The organism is Dysgonomonadaceae bacterium zrk40 (genome assembly GCA_016916535.1).
In the GTDB taxonomy this organism is placed as follows: Bacteria; Bacteroidota; Bacteroidia; order Bacteroidales; family Dysgonomonadaceae; genus Proteiniphilum.
Window position 1 is genome coordinate 2,525,870 of record CP070276.1, and the last position, 17,985, is coordinate 2,543,854.

9 protein-coding genes and 2 pseudogenes are annotated in these 17,985 nt (G+C 47.5%); 2 read left to right on the forward strand and 9 right to left on the reverse strand.

Going from position 1 to position 17,985, the window contains the following annotated elements:
* Window positions 1-228: 228 nt before the first annotated feature.
* The 3 genes from JS578_10540 to JS578_10550 all read right to left on the reverse strand — a co-directional run bounded on the left by JS578_10540 (window position 229) and on the right by JS578_10550 (window position 6,377).
* Window positions 229-1,407 carry an esterase gene (locus JS578_10540; protein QRX64993.1) on the reverse strand — a complete coding sequence of 393 codons (1,179 nt, stop codon included), beginning with the start codon at window positions 1,405-1,407 and terminating at the stop codon, window positions 229-231.
* 156 nt (window positions 1,408-1,563) lie between these two features.
* Complete coding sequence (locus tag JS578_10545) at window positions 1,564-3,243, reverse strand: RagB/SusD family nutrient uptake outer membrane protein (GenBank protein QRX63296.1); 1,680 nt, start codon at window positions 3,241-3,243, stop codon at window positions 1,564-1,566.
* A 17-nt stretch (window positions 3,244-3,260) separates the two neighbouring features.
* Window positions 3,261-6,377, reverse strand: a complete 3,117-nt coding sequence (locus JS578_10550; GenBank protein ID QRX63297.1) for a TonB-dependent receptor — start codon at window positions 6,375-6,377, stop codon at window positions 3,261-3,263.
* A 339-nt stretch (window positions 6,378-6,716) separates the two neighbouring features.
* Between JS578_10550 and JS578_10555 the strand changes: the two genes are divergently transcribed.
* Window positions 6,717-8,054, forward strand: coding sequence for a family 43 glycosylhydrolase (locus JS578_10555; protein QRX63298.1), 1,338 nt, complete (start codon window positions 6,717-6,719; stop codon window positions 8,052-8,054).
* Between the two features lie 84 nt (window positions 8,055-8,138).
* On the opposite strand, the gene JS578_10560 is transcribed toward JS578_10555, so the two are convergent.
* Window positions 8,139-9,722, reverse strand: a complete 1,584-nt coding sequence (locus JS578_10560) for a response regulator (protein QRX64994.1) — start codon at window positions 9,720-9,722, stop codon at window positions 8,139-8,141.
* 129 nt (window positions 9,723-9,851) lie between these two features.
* Window positions 9,852-12,368: pseudogene (locus JS578_10565) on the reverse strand (hybrid sensor histidine kinase/response regulator).
* Window positions 12,369-12,685: 317 nt separating this feature from the next.
* Here JS578_10565 and JS578_10570 point away from each other — a divergent pair.
* Entirely contained in the window at window positions 12,686-13,741 is a 1,056-nt protein-coding gene (locus JS578_10570; GenBank protein ID QRX63299.1) for a family 43 glycosylhydrolase, read from the forward strand.
* Window positions 13,742-13,778: 37 nt separating this feature from the next.
* Here the strand turns inward: JS578_10570 and JS578_10575 are convergent, their stop codons facing one another.
* The 4 genes and pseudogenes from JS578_10575 to JS578_10590 all read right to left on the reverse strand — a co-directional run bounded on the left by JS578_10575 (window position 13,779) and on the right by JS578_10590 (window position 17,984).
* A complete protein-coding gene (locus JS578_10575; GenBank protein QRX63300.1) occupies window positions 13,779-14,783 on the reverse strand; it encodes a glycoside hydrolase family 43 protein in 1,005 nt (334 codons plus the stop codon).
* 59 nt (window positions 14,784-14,842) lie between these two features.
* Window positions 14,843-16,294 carry a family 43 glycosylhydrolase gene (locus JS578_10580; GenBank protein QRX63301.1) on the reverse strand — a complete coding sequence of 484 codons (1,452 nt, stop codon included), beginning with the start codon at window positions 16,292-16,294 and terminating at the stop codon, window positions 14,843-14,845.
* A gap of 22 nt (window positions 16,295-16,316) precedes the next feature.
* Window positions 16,317-16,910 (reverse strand): annotated as a pseudogene (locus tag JS578_10585) (acetylxylan esterase).
* Between the two features lie 153 nt (window positions 16,911-17,063).
* Window positions 17,064-17,984 carry an alpha/beta hydrolase gene (locus tag JS578_10590; GenBank protein ID QRX63302.1) on the reverse strand — a complete coding sequence of 307 codons (921 nt, stop codon included), beginning with the start codon at window positions 17,982-17,984 and terminating at the stop codon, window positions 17,064-17,066.
* Between the last annotated feature and the right edge of the window lies 1 nt (window position 17,985).

A 17,985-nucleotide genomic window follows, 5' to 3' on the forward strand; every position in this document is an offset into this window, starting at 1 on the left:
GAGCCTCTAGCCTTATTGCACCCTTATTGCACCCTTATATCCACTCCAATAATTATCGGAGTGGATATAAGGAAGCAATAAGGTAAAAATATAGAATTAGCAGCCAAAAACATTTGAACAACTTCACTTTTTGGCCTAAAGTTCTTTCAGGATGTTACAGATTGTACAAAAAAAAAGAGACTATCTCAATATTAGAGACAGCCTCATCACTCAAATCCTTGTTTTTGCCTAACGGAATAACAGCGGAGCAAACTCACGGAGCGAACGACGCCAGGTGAGCCATTCATGCGCACTTCCGGGTGATTCGTAGTAGACCACATTCTCCAACCCATTTCCCTGCAATGCTTCGGCAAACGCTTTTACCCTCTCAGGGTGTTCTTCTTCGCCAATGCTGAGGAACATCAGTTTAACCTGTTTGTTGAATTTCTCAGGCTTTGTCAAGAGCCCGTCATACAACGTCTCAATCTGGTCCACACCACCGGCACCACCACTGAATCCGCCGAGATAGGCAAATTTGTCCAGATTGGGCATCACCACCTGGAAGGTATGCATGCCTCCCATGGAGAGGCCCGCCATGGCACGGCTTTCGCGATCCGTTTTCGTGCGGAAGGAGCTGTCAATCATCGGGACAATTTCCTTGACCAGTAATTCAGGGAATACGCTTTGGAATCGAAAAGGTGCTGCTGGGCGTGCAGGTCGCTCGACTGCGGGAGCACCAGGAGCTGGTGCAGGTGCGTTGGCACCGGCAAGGAAAGCGTTCATGCCAGGATTGTCAAATCTGCCCATGGGCTCACTTCCCGGGACTCTTGCATAGCCGCGATCCATCACGATGATCATCGGCACCGCTTTGCCTTCGGCGATCAGGTTGTCCATGATGTCTCCCATCCGTCCCTGGAACACCCATCCTGTTTCATCTTCTCCCCCGCCATGCTGTAGGTAAAGCACGGGAAAGCGTTGATTGGTGTCCTGGTCGTACTGGGGTGGGGTGTATACATAGCACATGCGCCAGGCTTGTGTCATCTCCGACCAGTATTTCTTCATTCTGATCTCACCATGCGGTACGTTTTGTGTCTTGTCGTAAGGCAATCCTTCAGGTATTTCGATGGCACTCACCCATTTACTCATGCCGTAGTAGGACTTGGTAGCGGGATCGGCCACGTTGACACTGTCGATGACAAGCTGGTAGTAATGGAAGCCCACCGCTTCCGGCTCAGGCGAAACGTAAGTCCAGTAACCGTCAGCCTCACGTGTCATGGGCCCGCGGAAACTGATCTGCACATTTTTTGCATTGGGTGCAAATACCCTGAAGTAGGTGTGTCCTTTATCATCCACACGGGGCCATTGCACTCCCTCGAGGTTGTGTTCGTTTGGAAAAGAGCCTTCCGGAAATTCCTGGGCTGCGATCATCAATGGGAAGATCATCGCCAGAACAACGAGAAATGTTGTTTTTTTCATTTTGAGTTGATTTTTGAAATTCTTGGTAGATCATTTATAAATATCTGCCGGAGGCGAAATGATTCGACACTCCGGCAGACAATCATCAGAAAACAAAAGAATAAAGGTTTACCATCCCGGGTTTTGTACGAGGTTCGGATTGATGGAAGTAACGTTGTAGGGATAGGGGAACCACTCGTGCTTTCCGGCCTGGAAGCCAACCTGCTTTCCTGCGTTGGGCTCTGAGTAGGTGAGATAGCCTCTGTGTGCAGCTTCCCCATCATTGATGAAGGCATCCTTCAGGGAAGGAATGTGCTTACCGGCGTTCTTTGCTTTTTCAAATTCTCCCCAACGTTTCATGTCGACCCAGCGTGATCCTTCCATCCACAACTCATAGTTGCGTTCTTTCTTCACATCGGCAAGTGTCAACGTGGAGCTCACATAGTCAGAACCGGCACGCTGCTGCACCATTTGAAGGTACTGGAGTCCATCATTGTCGTTTGTCTGGGCACATGCTTCAGCGTACATCAGCAGCACATCGGCGTATCGCATGATGATGAAGTTGTTGAAGCGGTACCAGTTTGTGGAGCGATCTTCCTTGGCAACGATGTGTTTTCTCTGCAGGTAGTTGCTCTGCCCGTAAAGCCCGTCGGGATTGATGATCCCTCTGTTGGGGTCAGCCAGTTTCTGAGCCTTGGTCATCCCGTTGATGTCACCGTCATCACTTGGCCATTCCAGTTCCGTGAGGAATTCCTCATAAGAAATGATGGTCGCTTTGCGGCGATAGGAGTCACCGTCATTGTTCGCAAATTCATTCGCGAAGGTCTCTTCAACTGCCAGACCACCCCATCCCTGATCGGCCTGCATCGTGGGAGAAGCAGCCAGACGGGAGGATCTCCAACCCCAGAGGTTCATCTCCATCCAGGTAGAGCGCTGTATCTTTCCGTCCCAGTCGCCGATGCTGGCGTTGTTGATCAGGTTCAGTTCAAACACCTTCTCTTCGTTTCCGTCGCCGGAGAGATGGAAAAGGTTTCCATATTCTTCACCCGGTACAAGGGCATATTTGCCGGAAGTGATTACATTCTTGAGCGCTGTTTTCGCACCTGCATTGTCGCCGGCATTCAGCAAAGCCTTTCCCTGTACCGCCCAGGCGAATCCCTTGGTCACTTTCACCGCACCTTCCTTGTCGGAGGTGCTTGCACGCTCGTCAAGGTATTGAACTGCGTCGGCACATTCAGCGGCACACCACTTGAGCAGATCCTCGTGCGTCCCTTCGTAGTTGGCGGGCTTGTCTTCGGGTGCAAGCAGATGATCCACCAGGGGAGGAGTACCCCATGCCAGTGCTGCCGTCATGTGACACCATGCACGAATGACCCTTGCCTCGGAGATGCAGCGGTCCTTGACAGCGCTCTCTCCATATTCGAAGTTGTCAATAACAAGGTTGGAGTGATAGATTACGAAATACAAACGTCTGTACAATTGATAGACTACAGAGCTTTGCGAGTCGAAGCGAAATTCATTGATGCTGGCAAACTGATCATTGTCCCCATAAAATTCACCGGCTGCGAGCACATTGTCTGCACAGTAGTTGAATATGATGTTGTACGGAACATAGATGCCATCATTGCCTCCAATGTTGGTGATGAAATCTCCGTATAAATTTACCAGAGCTGATTCGGCATCCTCATCGGTCTGGTAGAAGGAGTCAATGCTGATCACCCCTTTCTGGGGGATGTCAAGGAGATCCTCGTTGCATGCCGAGAATATCGTGACAGCAGTGATGAGTAGAGGAAGTATATATTTTTTCATGTCTATATTTTATTGAATTAGAATGTGATGTTAAGACCAAAAGTAATCTTCTTCGATTGCGGATAGGTACCGTTGTCGAAACCAGCCCTTTGGGGAGCAGTGCTGACGGTAGCTGTTTCAGGATCAACACCTGGATAAGAGGTGAAGGTAAAGAAGTCATCCAGTGAAACATATAGTCTCAGCTTGTTGATCAGTGCTTGTTGGGTAATCTCTACCGGAAGGGTATATCCCAGCTGAAGCTGTTTGATCTTGAAGTAAGAACCGCTAAACATGGAAGCTGACGATCCCCAGAAATGCCAGTCGGTAGCGACAGCCTGCGGATTGGGCATGGAGGCATTCTTGTTTTCGGGTGTCCAGGCGTTGTCATAATAATATTTCAGTGAGTTACGCATGGGGGTATCGGCACGGTACAATACGGTGAAGATATCATTGCCGCCTACTCCTGATCCAAACATGCTCAGGTCAACACCCTTGTATGCCAGGTTGATGTTCAGGCCGTAGGTGTAATCAGGTATTGCCTTTCCAAGATAGGTCATGTCACCATCGGATATATTGCCGTCACCGTTGATATCGGTGAGGATGGCTTCACCCGTCTCAGGATTTACTCCTTCGTACTGGTAACCTCTGAAATACCAGATAGGATGTCCCACCTCGAAGGCAGTACGGATCGGGTTGTTGGTGCCGTCTACACCACCTGTGGCTCCTTCCAGCCGTGCGATGGATGGATCGAGGAAGGTGACTTCGTTGTGCAATGTGGAGAAGTTGGCGCTGACAGAATAGCTGAAATCCTGACCAATGTTGTCTCTCCAGGATGCCTCCAGTTCGAGACCTCTGTTGAGAACAGAGCCGGCGTTTACAGTCGTTTCGGCAACACCGAGCTCCGGAACCGGATTGATATTTACAAGCAAATCTTTGGTTTTCTTGTCGTAATAATCCGCTGAGATAGCAAGTCTGTTTCTCAGGAATCTCATTTCAACACCCAGGTCGAGCTGATCGGAAGTTTCCCATCTGAGGTTGGGATTGGCCAGTCCGGAGGGTTTGGATCCATATGAGGGACCGCTATCTTCTACACCATACTGATACCATGAGCTGTTATAAGCGATGGTAGTGCTGTATCTGTAATCATTGAGAACGTTGATGTTACCGTTACGACCCCAAGAGGCACGCAGTCTCAGGAAAGAAAAAATATCCATGTTGAGGTTCTCGGAAAAGAACTTTTCATTGCTGACGGTCCATCCAGCTGAGAAGGAGGGGAAATATCCCCAGCGATTGTCTGCCGGTAGTTTGGAGGAGTCGAACGCATCGGCACGGAAGTTGGCCTGAAGGGTGTAGCGATTGTCATAGGTATAGATGAGACGTCCGAAGTAGGACATCTGGGCCGATTTTCCGGGGAGATTGCCATAGCTTTTCACCGTCTTCTCCTCACCGTCAACCATGTTGCTCTTCACATAATCCATGTAACGGAAGTTGGGCTCATAGCCTGTCAGGATATCGGGGCCCTGTGCGCTGGTGCTCACGTTGTCCCAACTGTTTTCGATGTATGACATACCGGCCATGGCGGTGATGGCATGCTGATCGAGGGTGATGTTGTAGTTGGCAAAATTTTCAAACTGATAGTAAAGCCCGGTATTGGCGTTAGCAGAGATGTTGTAGTCGTCCGACTTTGCCTGGGGAGTTGCATAATAGGGAGTGTTGAAGCTGTGTGAGTTGCTCTGTGAAACCCTGTAGCCCAAACGGGAGGTGATCACAAGCCCTTTCACCGGTTTAAGGTTCCCGAAGATCATACCCCGAAGGGTAACACCCTTGTTTTCGGAGTCCACCCGGTCTCTTTGCAACAGCGGGTTACCACTGTCATCGGTGATATACTTGGAGGTGGCATAATAGAGCCCGTTGTCGGGATCCCTGAGGATAATCTTACCCTCATCGTAAGCCTGCTTCATGGTCGGTGCAAATTGATCCGGACCGGAATAGTATACAGGGGTCAAGGGGTCAATGGTCAGCACCGAGTTCATCAATGAACCATATTGTGACATATGGGGAACCGATCGGGTAGACCATTTTTCGATGGAGTTGTTGGTGCCCACCTGCAACCAGCTCTTGATGTTGTAATCGGCGTTGATCTGAGCAGAGAGACGTTTGTACACATCCTTTTCTCCCTTCACGATACCATCGTTGTGGATGTAGTTGAGAGAGGTGAAATAGTTACCCTGGTTGTTGCCTCCCTGGAAGGTTACCGTATGCTTCTGACTCCAGGAGGGGGCGAATACCGCTTCAAACCAGTTGGTATCGGTATTGTCATAGTTGTTTGCCTCCAGCTGTGCATCGATGGGCAGGCCTGACATTCTTTTATAATCAATGAAATCATCCGCACCGAATATTTGCGGGTGACGTGCAAGGCTTTGGTTGGCATAGCTTACATCATAACTGATGCTGGAAGAGCCGATGGCCGATGCGCCTGACTTGGTGGTTACCAATACCACACCGTTGCCGGCCTGTGCACCATAGATGGCTGCCGAGGCAGCATCCTTCAAAATCTCGATTGATTCAATCATTGAGGGATCCAGGTACTGGATGTTGTCAACCTGCAAGCCATCCACAATAAGAAGGGGACCGATATTGCCGGAGTTGGAGGAGTAGCCGCGTACACGTATCGAGGCCCCTTGTCCGGGAGCACCGGAGTTGGTCAGCACCTGCACCCCGGAAGCCTTTCCCTGAAGGGCTGCCGCAGCATCTGACGTGACGATGTTCTCAAGAGCATCTGACCTGACCGATGAGATGGCACCCGAGATATCGCTCTTACGCATGGTACCGTAACCAACCACCACAATCTCATCAAGGTCTGTAGCCGTTTCGTTCATCACCACATTGATGACTGATTGGTTGCCTACCACAACTTCCCATGTATCCATGCCTACAAATGAAAACTGCAGTATGGATTCCGGCCCTTCAACAGCGATATTGTAGATACCATCAATATCAGTGATTACGCCGTGTTGGGTTCCTTTTTCCAGGATGGTAACACCCGGAATCGGTTCGCCTTGATTGTCCGTGACAGTGCCTCTCACCTGCAGCTGTGCATATGAGGCAATGCTTAGACAAAAGCAAATAAAGAAAAACAGAACTCTTTTTTTCATAGAAATAGAATTTAAAAAATAAATTAATTTAACAAACGTGGCATTTTTTTCACAATATTAGGGGTATGCACAGAGGTAAGGGTTAAATAATCTTTGAGAATGGTGGATTTTTTCGTGAAGAAAAGTTTTGTCCACGTTTAGATATGAATAATCCTCCCGACAGGCAGTTTCAATGTGCCAGCGTCTGAATAGTTTCCCATGACTCATAACCATATCCACCGTTCATATAGATTCGTCCCCCATGCGAAAGAAAAGATTGTTTATCTTTGTTCGCACATATTGCAGTGACATCCCGTTGTGAGCCGTATGGGTATTGTTGAATTATTAATCATGAATCGTATGTATCAAAAAATTACCAAAAAGGGAATCATAGTCATTCTCTTCGTCTCTTTTCTCATTTCCCTCAATGCACAGAATCCCATTATCAGGGATCAGTTCACGGCTGATCCAACAGCCAGGGTTTTTGAAGGAAAAATATATCTTTATCCTTCGCATGATATTCCCAGTCCCATCGAAAGGCTCAAGGAATGGTTTTGCATGGCGGACTATCATGTCTTCTCTTCCGAGAACCTGACCGAATGGGAGGATCATGGGGTGATTGTCAGTCAGGAGAAGGTGCCCTGGGTAGCAGCTGAATCCTACTCGATGTGGGCCCCTGATTGTGTTTATCGGGATGGTAAGTATTACTTCTATTTTCCCTCTACCCCCGCAGGTGAAAACAGACGCGGCTTTGCGATAGGTGTCGCCGTTGGCGATAAGCCGTACGGTCCTTTTCTACCTGAAGAGAAGCCCATTGAGGGAGTTGGCGGTATAGACCCCTGCGTGCTGATCGACCACGATGGTCAGGCCTACATTTACTGGTCCGGACGTGGCATGTCGGTGGCAAAGTTGAAGGATAACATGCTTGAACTGGCGAGTGAGCCGGTACAGATTGAAGGATTGCCGGAGGGTTTCAAGGAAGGACCGTTTGTATTTGAGCGTGAGGGAATCTATTATTACACCTTTCCCTGGGTGAGGGACAGCACAGAGACTCTGGCCTACGCCACCGGCGACAATCCCATGGGACCTTTCACCTTCAGGGGAGTGATCATGGAAGAGTCACCCACAGGCTGTTGGACCAACCACCATTCAATCGTGGAGTATGAGAACCAGTGGTATCTTTTTTATCATCACAACGATTACTCCCCCGCATTCGATAAGAACCGTTCTGCTCGCATCGATTCACTCTTTTTCAATGCTGACGGCACCATCCAGAAGGTGACTCCTACCTTGCGGGGTGTTGGCATCACAGCTGCCACCACTCAGATCCATCCGGACCGATACAGTGCCATCAGTGAAAAGGGGGCTTCAACGGCCTTTCTCAATGAGGAGAATCCATTTGAAGGATGGAAGGTGGGATTGAACGAGGGGGCATGGGTCCGCTATAATCGCGTGGATTTCGGCAAGGGAGACCAGAAAGAGATAATCATGAGGATATCATCAGCTACAGACAGCAAAGTGCAATTGCATGCGGTAGATTCCGAGAAGCGATTGTTGGCCGAGATCAATGTGCCGGCAGGAGAGAGCTGGCAGGGGATTGTCGTACCGCTTCAGAATGTTTCCACAGGGATTCATGATTTGGAACTCTCACTCGTTAAGGGCGGGAAGGTTGAAATTGACTGGATACGTTTTGAATAGTTGACGATTCAATTGAATCCTCTTCCGGGAGTATAATTACTCCCGGATATACTTTTGGCTAAAAGCAATCATTGAAACTGACCCCTATGATTCCTGACTTATGATGGAACTGGGGGTCATGTTGTATTGTTTCACAAAGCAACGGGTGAAGTATTTGGGATCATTGAAGCCCACACGATAAGCAATCTCTGAAACAATGACATTGTTGTTTCTGTTTTTCTCCAGGATTAGTTTGGCTATCTTCAACCTGTACAGCATCAGAAAGCGAACCGGAGGGACCCCTGTAATTGAGATGAACTTCTTATAGGTCAAAGTGTAACTCATGTTCAACTGTTCTATCAGTTCTTTGACCCCAAAATTGGAATCGGCAAAATTTTTCTCTATCAGAACCATCACCTTCTCCATGAACTGTTGATCGGACTGACCCACCTCAAGCACCGAAATGTTCATCTCATCCTCAATAAATTTCTGTTGTCGTAAATTTCTGTTCTTCATGATGGCTTCAATTTGTGCCAAGAGGATGGAATCTTCGAACGGTTTGGTGATGTATCCGTCGATGCCGTTCTCATAACTCTCAATATAAGCCTGTTCACTCGAATTGGCAGTGAGCAGCAGAAAGGGGATATGGCACAGTTCCACGTTCTCTCTGATTTTTCGGCAGAGCCATGCCCCGTCGCACACGGGCATCATCAAGTCTGATACAATGAAGTCGGGCAGGATGTTACGCGCCATCTCGTAACCCTTTTCACCATTGTTTGCTTCTGCCACGTTGAATTTGTCTGAAAGAATCTTTTTGATGTAACTGCGCATATCGGGATTGTCTTCCACCAGTAAAAGGTTGGGTTGATTCCGGTCCAGCGGGATGAATGGTGGAATGATATCTTCGGTGGAGGGGGGTAGTTCAGTTTTCATCGGTTGTGTTGTCACTTCCTTGTTACTGATGGATACCGGGAAATAAAACCTGAAAGAGACACCATTTTTCAGAGATGATTTCACTGTGATATGGCCCTGAAGCAGTGTAACCAGTTCTTTTACAATGTGCAGTCCGATTCCGGTACTGCTTTGCCCGAATTGAGAATAATTCTGTTGGTTGGGTATGCGGTGAAAACGATTGAAAATTTTTTCTGATTCCTCCTTCTCTATCATGCTGCCACTGTTGGTGACGGAGATGTATTGCAGCAATCTGCCGGTAACAGGTTCAGTGAACTGGCAGGCATGAAGGGTTATCTTACCCTTGTCCGGAGTGTATTTGACAGCATTTGACAAGAGGTTGAACAAAATTTTATGGATATTTTCCTTGTCAGTGACAACATCACTGTGTGAGAGTCGGTATTTTGTTTCTAGTTGAATTGATCTCTGCTGCATCAGACCTGAAAAATCGAAAGCGGTCTGATTGAGCAATTCTACGAGGTTGAAGCCTGTCAAGTTCAGTGTCAGGTTTTTAGTGTCAATTTTATGCAAGTCAATCAACTGATTCACCATGGAAAGGAGGTAGCGTGCATTTCTGTTGATCATTTCCAGATTTTCTTTCCCCTCCTGATTGCCTGTATCTCTGATTAATTGCCCCGTAGGACCGAGGATGAGCGTCAGTGGTGTTTTAAACTCGTGGGCAATGTTGGTGAAATAGGAGATCTTGTCCCTGTTCAGTTGCTCCATTTGCTGGGACATTTCAAAGATGGCATTCTTCTGATGGTTGATTTCATCGTTCTGCAACTGTAGCTGTTCATTTTTGTCGATGATTTCGCTTTGTGTTTGTTCCAGCTCCCCGATGGTTCTGGTCAGTGCAGCGGTGCGGTCTTCTATCTTCTCTTTCAGAAGCTGTTGTATATTCCTCTGACGTTGATTGTACCAATGAAGAATGTACAGCAATGCGGAGAGAATGAGCAATGCGATGAGCCCATAGAACCAGCTGGTCTGATAAAATGGGGGGTGTACCACAATGGTGAGCTGGGTTCGCTCTGAAGACCAGTTGTTGTCCTGATTGGTGCACCACGCTTCAAAGGTGTATGTGCCGGCATCCAGGTTGGTATAACGGGCAGTTCGTTTGGAGAGACCCACATTGATATCTTCGTCGAGCTCCAGGATGCGGTGAAAATAGTATATCTTGTCCTGACCGGTATAATCAAGACTGCTGAAAGAGAGTTCGAACGAATTGTGAGGAGGGTAGAGATGGAGTTCTTTTGCCCGTGTAATGGATGAGGTGAGGTTTTTGGGATGCTGAAAGGGGATCATCTCGACACCGTCGCAATAGAGACTGGTCAGCGTCACCACTCTTTCTTTCTTCCTGGGGAGATGAACAAGCGGATTGAAAGAAACCAACCCGTTGGTGGTGCCCAGTATTATCCGATGGTCGGTTGTTTCACAACCTGCTCGTTTGTAAAACTGTTGAACCTGTAATCCCTCTTTTTCATCGAATTTGATTGCTCTTTTCGTAAAGGCATTTAAAAGGTAAATACCTTTCAGCGTACTGATCCAGATGTTTCCATTCAGGTCTTCCATCAGGTTAGAGATGTTTTGGTCCGATAAGCCTGATCTGCCTGCATAGTTGGTGAAGGTGTAGCTTCCTTTTGAACTGCCTGGGTTCAGTTGGTAGATGCCATTGCCCATGCTGCCCAGGTATATTTCACGGTCTTTTGTCTCCAGGATACAAGTTATTTTTTCTTTTATCATGCTCTCGGGGTCATCCAGTTTCTGTTTGTAATGGATCGATTCATACCCGTTCCTGTAATCTTTCAGATCGATGATATAAACTCCATTCCCCCCGATCCAAAGGCGTGATTGTGAGTCAACAAATACTGTATTCATGCGGTCGGGAATTTCTCCCGACCGTGTGTAGTGTTGAAGGCGATTCATCTGGCCGGTGGCAAAATCCAGTATTTGGATGTGACGGCTGCTGCAGATCCAGATGGAGTTCCTCACCGGATCGAGACAGAGGTCCTGGATTTCGTTGGAGAGTAATTGGGAGTTGCTGGTTGTGAAATGTTCAAACTTGGGGTTTGAGAGATTCTCTTTTAATAGTTTATCGATGCCACCCCCAATCGTTGAGATCCAGTAATTGCCCCTGAAATCCTGAACGATATCTGAGATGTTGTTGTGACACAATGAGGTGGGGTTGTCGGCATGATGTCGGTATATGGTAAAAGAATCATCCCCTTTCAGTTGTATGGCTAGACCACCATCCACCACCCCGGCCAAAAGATTACCCTCCTTATCTTCCAGCACAGCGCTGATAATATTTGGTCGTTCGTTTTCTGACCCCTGCAGTGAATGCGTGAAATGAATCTTTTTGGGGGTCATGAGATTGATGCCTCCAAACATCGCGCCGACCCAGATTGAGTTATTCTCATCCACATAGAGTTTGTTGATAATGTTATCGTTCAGAGCCAAACCTTCTGTTCCTTTTGTGTAGTGGACAAATTGCTCATTGCGCTGAAATATATTGACTCCATTTCGTGTTGCAATGATGATTTCTCCTGATTCGTTTGTGGCCAGGTCTGTCACATGATTGGATGAGATACTGTTTGGATTATCAGGGTTGTGATGATAGAGGGTCATCTCTGCACTTGGAGTGTTGAAACAGAACAAACCTTCACGCGTGCCTATCCATAGGTAATCGCCAATTGAAAAGAGTGTATTGATTGTCATCCTAGAAAACTCGGTGGTTGTAGAAAGCGGAATCTGTGCAAATTTTCCCGGGCTATTGATCCTGTATCGGAGCAGCTGGTTAAATCCTCCGGCCCAAATTTCACTTCCATGTCTGACAATTGTCCTGATATCCACATTTTTTTTCAGGATCTGAATCTCTTCAATCTCCCTTTCCTGATTGAGAATGAGATATGCCAGGCAGTCCCCCTTGCCTATCCAGAGGTTTTGTGAATCATCCACAAAGATGGACTGCACCGGTGAGGAGAGAATATCACTGTTTTCACCTTCAAAATTTTTCATGAATGAGATCTCCTCATGTTGGAGGTCGATACGCATGATGCCTGCATCTGAGGCTACCCATAGATGCAAAGATTCATCTTCTGCAATGTCATAAATGTAGTTACTTTCAATAAAACGATTTGGAAGGGCCTCACCGGCTGAATAGTGTTTAAGCTCATAACCGTCGTAGCGATCAAGCCCGTTGGAGGTGCCAATCCATATAAATCCCAACTGATCCGTATGGATGTCCCGGATGAAATTGTCGCACAACCCTTCATTGATGGTGAGATAAGAGTAATTGTATCCGGTGAGATTGTTCTGTGCCGGAAGCAACATAACCGAAGTCAAGTGGATTAAAAGAAAAAAAGAAAACAGAAGCCGGTATCTCATTTTAGGGTAACGTTGCGAGTGAAGAACAAAAGTATGAATAAACTTATGAACTGCAAACATAGAAAACAGGGTTGATCAAACAGAGGATTATTTTTTCATTGATGGGTACAAAATTTATCGAACCGTTCACATCCTGTCCGTGAGGCTCTTTTTTTTTCAAAGATGTTAATTAATCCTCTTAAAAAATTAGTTTGGCCACTACTTTTCAGGAAAAACGGGTTATGTTTGTGACAGAAAAAGAAAGTGTGATGGATAGAGTGGATCGAATATTTTTGTGCAGCCGTAAGTCATACAGCGACAAGTGGAGGTTTGGTAGAATGATACAAGCAACCGTTTTTCTTTTGTCTCTTTTTGTGTTTCTGAGCGGGTGTAAGTTCTCCGATAACAATGGAGATGAGTTGACCCGTTATACCCTGTTGCAAGGTTTACGATGGGGTGATTTACGTAAAATTCCTTTTGACTCATTGATAGCAAGTGATCCTTTTATCTTCGCTGACAAAGCCTCACGCACCTACTACCTTACCGGTTCAGGAGGAACAATGTGGAAAAGCCTGGACCTGAAGAGCTGGGAAGGTCCCTTCAGCTACATCGAGATAGACACCACTTCGTGGATGGGCTCCGATCCCATGATCTGGGCTCCTGAACTGCATTACTACAAAGGAAAATATTACTGTATTGCAACATTTACAAATACCGATATTGTTGTCGATACAGTTCCCCAACGCTGTGACGTGTTGCGACGCGGCATTCATATCTTGACGGCCGATCAGGCGGAGGGTCCTTACCGTCCGGTCACGCAGATACCCTATTTACCGGAGGAGTGGTCTACACTCGACGGTACCCTTTACGAAGAGGAGGGAGTTCCTTACCTGGTTTTCAACCATGATTGGATGCAGCTTGAAAACGGAGAGATCAGACAAATCAAACTGACGGAGGATCTTTCCCGTACCGAGGGTGAAGCCTCAACATTATTCTCAGGCAACGACGCTGCCTGGTCGCGTGATATGCAATTGATCGGAGAGCTGACCTTCGGGATGTCACTCAATGGTTTTGTCTCAGATGGACCCTTTCTTTTCAGAACCGGCAGTGGGAGACTGGGAATGCTATGGTCCAGCTGGAGTGACAAAAGATATGCACAGGGCGTCGCGTATTCACTGACGGGACGGTTGGAAGGCCCTTGGGAGCAGCATGAGAAACCGCTTGTCCCTGAAAATGCGGGACACGGGATGCTCTTTACCACGTTTGAGGGCAAGGAGTTGCTATCATTGCATTATCAACCACTCGATGAGAATCCTGGCCCCCGAAAACCGATGCTTCTGGAGGTGGATCTCACCGGTGATCAACTAAACATCATAGGGAGATACAATCCCTGATGATATCTCTCCTTCTTTAAACCTTTCATGTCTGTACTTAAAGTGCAGAAACTCCTTCAGTCGTTTGTGCTACAAACTGCATGGTGCCGTCGGGATTGTAATGAAGCTCTTCCACACAGACACTGCGCCGTCCAATGGCTCCTCCAATGCTATCGAGTGTGAGGGTTGCGTTGTGGTAAAAAAGATACCAGTTCCCGTTGAACTCAGCTATTCCCGGATGGATGGTGAAGCTGTTCTCCGCCATGCCGGTCAACTCTCCCTGGGGTGTCCAGGGGCCTTCCATGGAGGGGGCCGTGGCATAGGAGATGGTTTCACGTCCCTCACCCATGGAGGCATAGGTCAGATAGTAGAGGTCGCCTCGTTGGTGTAGCCAGGGACCTTCCACGAAGAGGGGGAGATCGACCGTTTCAATCTCACCATCCAGTTCCGTCAGGTTCGGTTTTAAACGGGCCAGGAAGCAGGTGCCGTTGCCCCAACAGAGCCATGCCTGTCCCTCCTTGTCCATGATGAAAGTGGGATCGATATCGTTCCACCAACCTCGTGGTCCATTGGAGGTCATGTCGTCGGTAATCAGGGGCTTCCCGATTGCATCGATAAAAGGACCTGTGGGGTTGTCGCTGACCGCCACACCAATCACTTTACTGTTATAGGGTTCACCTGCTTGGACAGTTGTATAATAATAGAATTTTCCCTCATGCTCAATCACCTGTGAAGCCCAGGCTTCACCCACACCCCATTCAAAATCGGTGGGTTTCAGCACGGATCCGTGGTCGGTCCATTTCTGCATGTCTTCTGTGGAATAGCATAGCCATTCAGTGATGTTGAACTCCTTACCTCCCGATGCGCTATCCTGACCTTCATAATACTCATCATGCCCCACGTAGAGGTAAAGTGTACCATCTTGTACCAATGGTGCGGGGTCGGCTGTGAACTTGTTTTTTATCAGCGGATTGCCTTCGTTTTGGAAAGTGTTCTGAGCATCCTTTTGTGTGCATCCTGCAACAAAGAGGAGCGTGAGGAGAGAGAATGTAAATATCTTCATATTTTGTAATTTATTGCTGTTCATTGTAAATCAAAGTTGAGATCCGTAAATATTTATCACTAGTGGTTTTTAAAGTTCCATTTTGCGTTGTCACTCTTCATGTCAAATTTCGCAAGGGTGGGGGTACTGTCACCCGATGATACCAGAACCAACTGCTCGTTACAATTGGGAATCATCTTTGGCATGATGCGATAAGTACCATCTGTCAACTGATCGATTCGCCAGAGCTGTTCCGCTGCACCGGTAAATGCCGGGACAGTGGTTACCTCTGCATCCGCAGTGGCTGCCAGAGCCCTATCGGTGTCGGCAATGGTGATTTTGTAATAGGGACCGCCCAGATAACCCCCTGCCTCCGGCACTGCTGTGATGGTCCAGCGCTGATGAGGGCGTACCATGTAGTCACCAATTCTTACCTCAATGTTGCCGGCAGGCCAGCTATCGATGACATCAGACAGCTGTTGTGCCGGAATCGGATGAATTGGTTCATCGTTGTCATGGTTGAAACGACGTATTCTGCCGGGCATCCGAACAAAATCTACTGCCAGTTCAAGCGAGTAGCCTCTTCTTACAGATTCAATCTTATAGGTTCCATCCTTGAAATTATCTCCCGCGACAGGCCATCCATCTTCCCAGAGCAAAGGACGGATGCCCAGCACACTGTGTCCCCCCTGGTCCAGATCAGCCTCGTAATGGCAGGACATCTTTTCCACACCATCTTCCAATATGACACGTCCGAAGTGTCCCGGTCCGATAAGTTTTTCTCTTGCAGCAAGGAGCATTTTGCCGCCACCTTTCAACATCTCTCTTCCCATGTTGTCGAGATAGGGTCCCGTAATTTCTCTCGAACGGCCCACGACGATGTTATAGGTGGAATTGGGTCCATCGCAACAGGTGCCGTGTGTACCGAGGAGATAATACCATCCGTCACGGTACTCCAGATCGGTAGCCTCACAGTCAATCGCAATATCAATCGCTTCATTCCCCTCTACCCGCTCACCCGTTTCGGGATCGAGCTCTATGAGTCGGATAAATCCGAAATAGGTACCGTAAGAGCACCATAATCGACCGGTGTTTGGATCGAGCAGCAACCCCGGGTCAATGGCATCGTTGTCTTCCACACCATCGGATTGCGCAACCAGTATGGGATCCGTATACTTGAAATCAGGAGATGAGGGGTCCAGGGTTTTGTTCCACATGGTCAATATTCTGCCGTTATGACCACCTCCCAGACCGCCTCCAGTTGCACCATAGACAACCAAATAGCGGTCACCGATTTTGATGGCATCGGGTGCAGCCCCTCTTCCGGGTCTTACGGCACCACCCTGCCAGTTCCAACCATCATCCGATATCAAACCGCCGCCACCAGTGCCGAAGGTATAATATTTACCCTCACATTCCATGATGGTAGAAGGGTCGTGAATAAAAGGTTTACCCACCTGTGCTTTTATTGTCCCGGTAGTGACAATTGATAAAATTACAAGTGCTGTTTTGATGTTGTTATATAAATTCATATAATGATGCAATTTAAAGTTGTTACTGACAACTGATATTGATGTTTTTAACTGGTTCTCCATTCTCATCGAGGATACGTACACAGAAATCGCTCATCCCCGGGCCGTTGATGACGGCACCTCGAATGATGTTTCTTCCTTTTTTGAGTGTCAGACGGCGGGAGAGCGCATCATCCATCACCATGCGCCTGTCACCAGAAAGCAACAAAACTTCCTCTCCGTTCAACCACCACATGGAAGCAGAGTTGGAACCGGCTGAGATCCTGACATTTTTCATCTCTTCAGGGCTGTCGATTACGGTTACAGCCCAGAAGAGTACTCCATAAGTGGGTTTATACAATCCGTAGGCAAAGCGAAACAGTTTGATGTTGAAAAGTTTGCTGTCAAGTGCATGCCAGGTGAGCTCCTGATTGCCCACTTTCACTTTCTCTCCATCTTTGGGAAGCAGTGTGAACTGATTGTGAAAATAGAGGGTGTCAAATGCATTTCTCAAATAGCTGTCAGTGAAGAGCGTGTTGCTCCGGATTTGTTTCTCAATTGGTTCCAGTAGCAACCAACGTTGAATGAATCCCTCATCATCTGGTGTTATCGGGGCAGGTGAGGCAGGAATAAAATAGTGATTGAGGCTTCGTGCCGTATCACTGGCTACTGTTTCCGGTTCCTGGCTCCATGCTCTTCCGTTTTGTGCTTTCAGTCCGGATGCAGTGATGAGAAGAGTGAAGGCCAATAGAAGCGTTGCTCTTAGTTTCATGTTCATGTTTAATGTTGTTTATCTTTTAGTTGAAAGGTTCTGTTTTTCCGCTTCTTCCCTAAAGAAACGGACCATTGTCTTAAAAGTATGTTCGTTAAAAGTTACAGGGCCGTGCTGGCCTTCAGGAACGGATATCAATTGATTCAGCAATTTATTCTCTTTCAATGCCGCAGCGAAGAGTTCACTTTGGCAGTGTGGTACCACATTGTCGGCAGCACCATGTATCACCAGAAAATGAGGATCAGCTTCATCTAAAAAGGTGATGGGATTGAGCAATGCAATCATGTCAGGGTTGTCGGCCGGATTTCCCCTGATCAGTGCTGCTTCGGGAGAATCATTCCCTTTGGGACCCTTGCATTCATCCATCAGCAACATATCAATGGGCCCAAACCAGTCGACTACAGCACTGACTGCACTGCTGACAGAGTGATGTGGCCCCACATTCCCTTCGATATCAACCGTCGTGTTGTTGATACTATACTCTTTTACACCGTTCGTAGTGCCTGCCAGAGATGCGAGATGTCCTCCCGAAGAAAAACCTGTGATGCCGATAAAAGAAGCATCGATATTGTAGAGGGTAGCATTTGCCCTGATAAAACGTATGGCAGACTTCACATCATTGATCTGTGCCGGATAGGGAGCATCTGAACTTGATCGGTGGTTGATGGCAATCACAGCGAATCCGCCTTCGAGGAGTTGCTTCCCCAAAGCGTCGAATGCGAATTGTTTCATGTTGTTCCCAAACCATGCACTGCCGTAAATGACAACTATTGCTTTGTAAGCAGGTTCTTCCGTTTGGGGGAGATAGATGTCAAGGTTGTGATATTCCTTTTCATCTCCGGCATAATTCAGGTTGAGCCACTGCCTTTCGCTATTTTGCCCGAAGCAGGTAACAAAACCATAGACCGAAAGGAGTGCGGTAAATAGAATTCGTTTCATA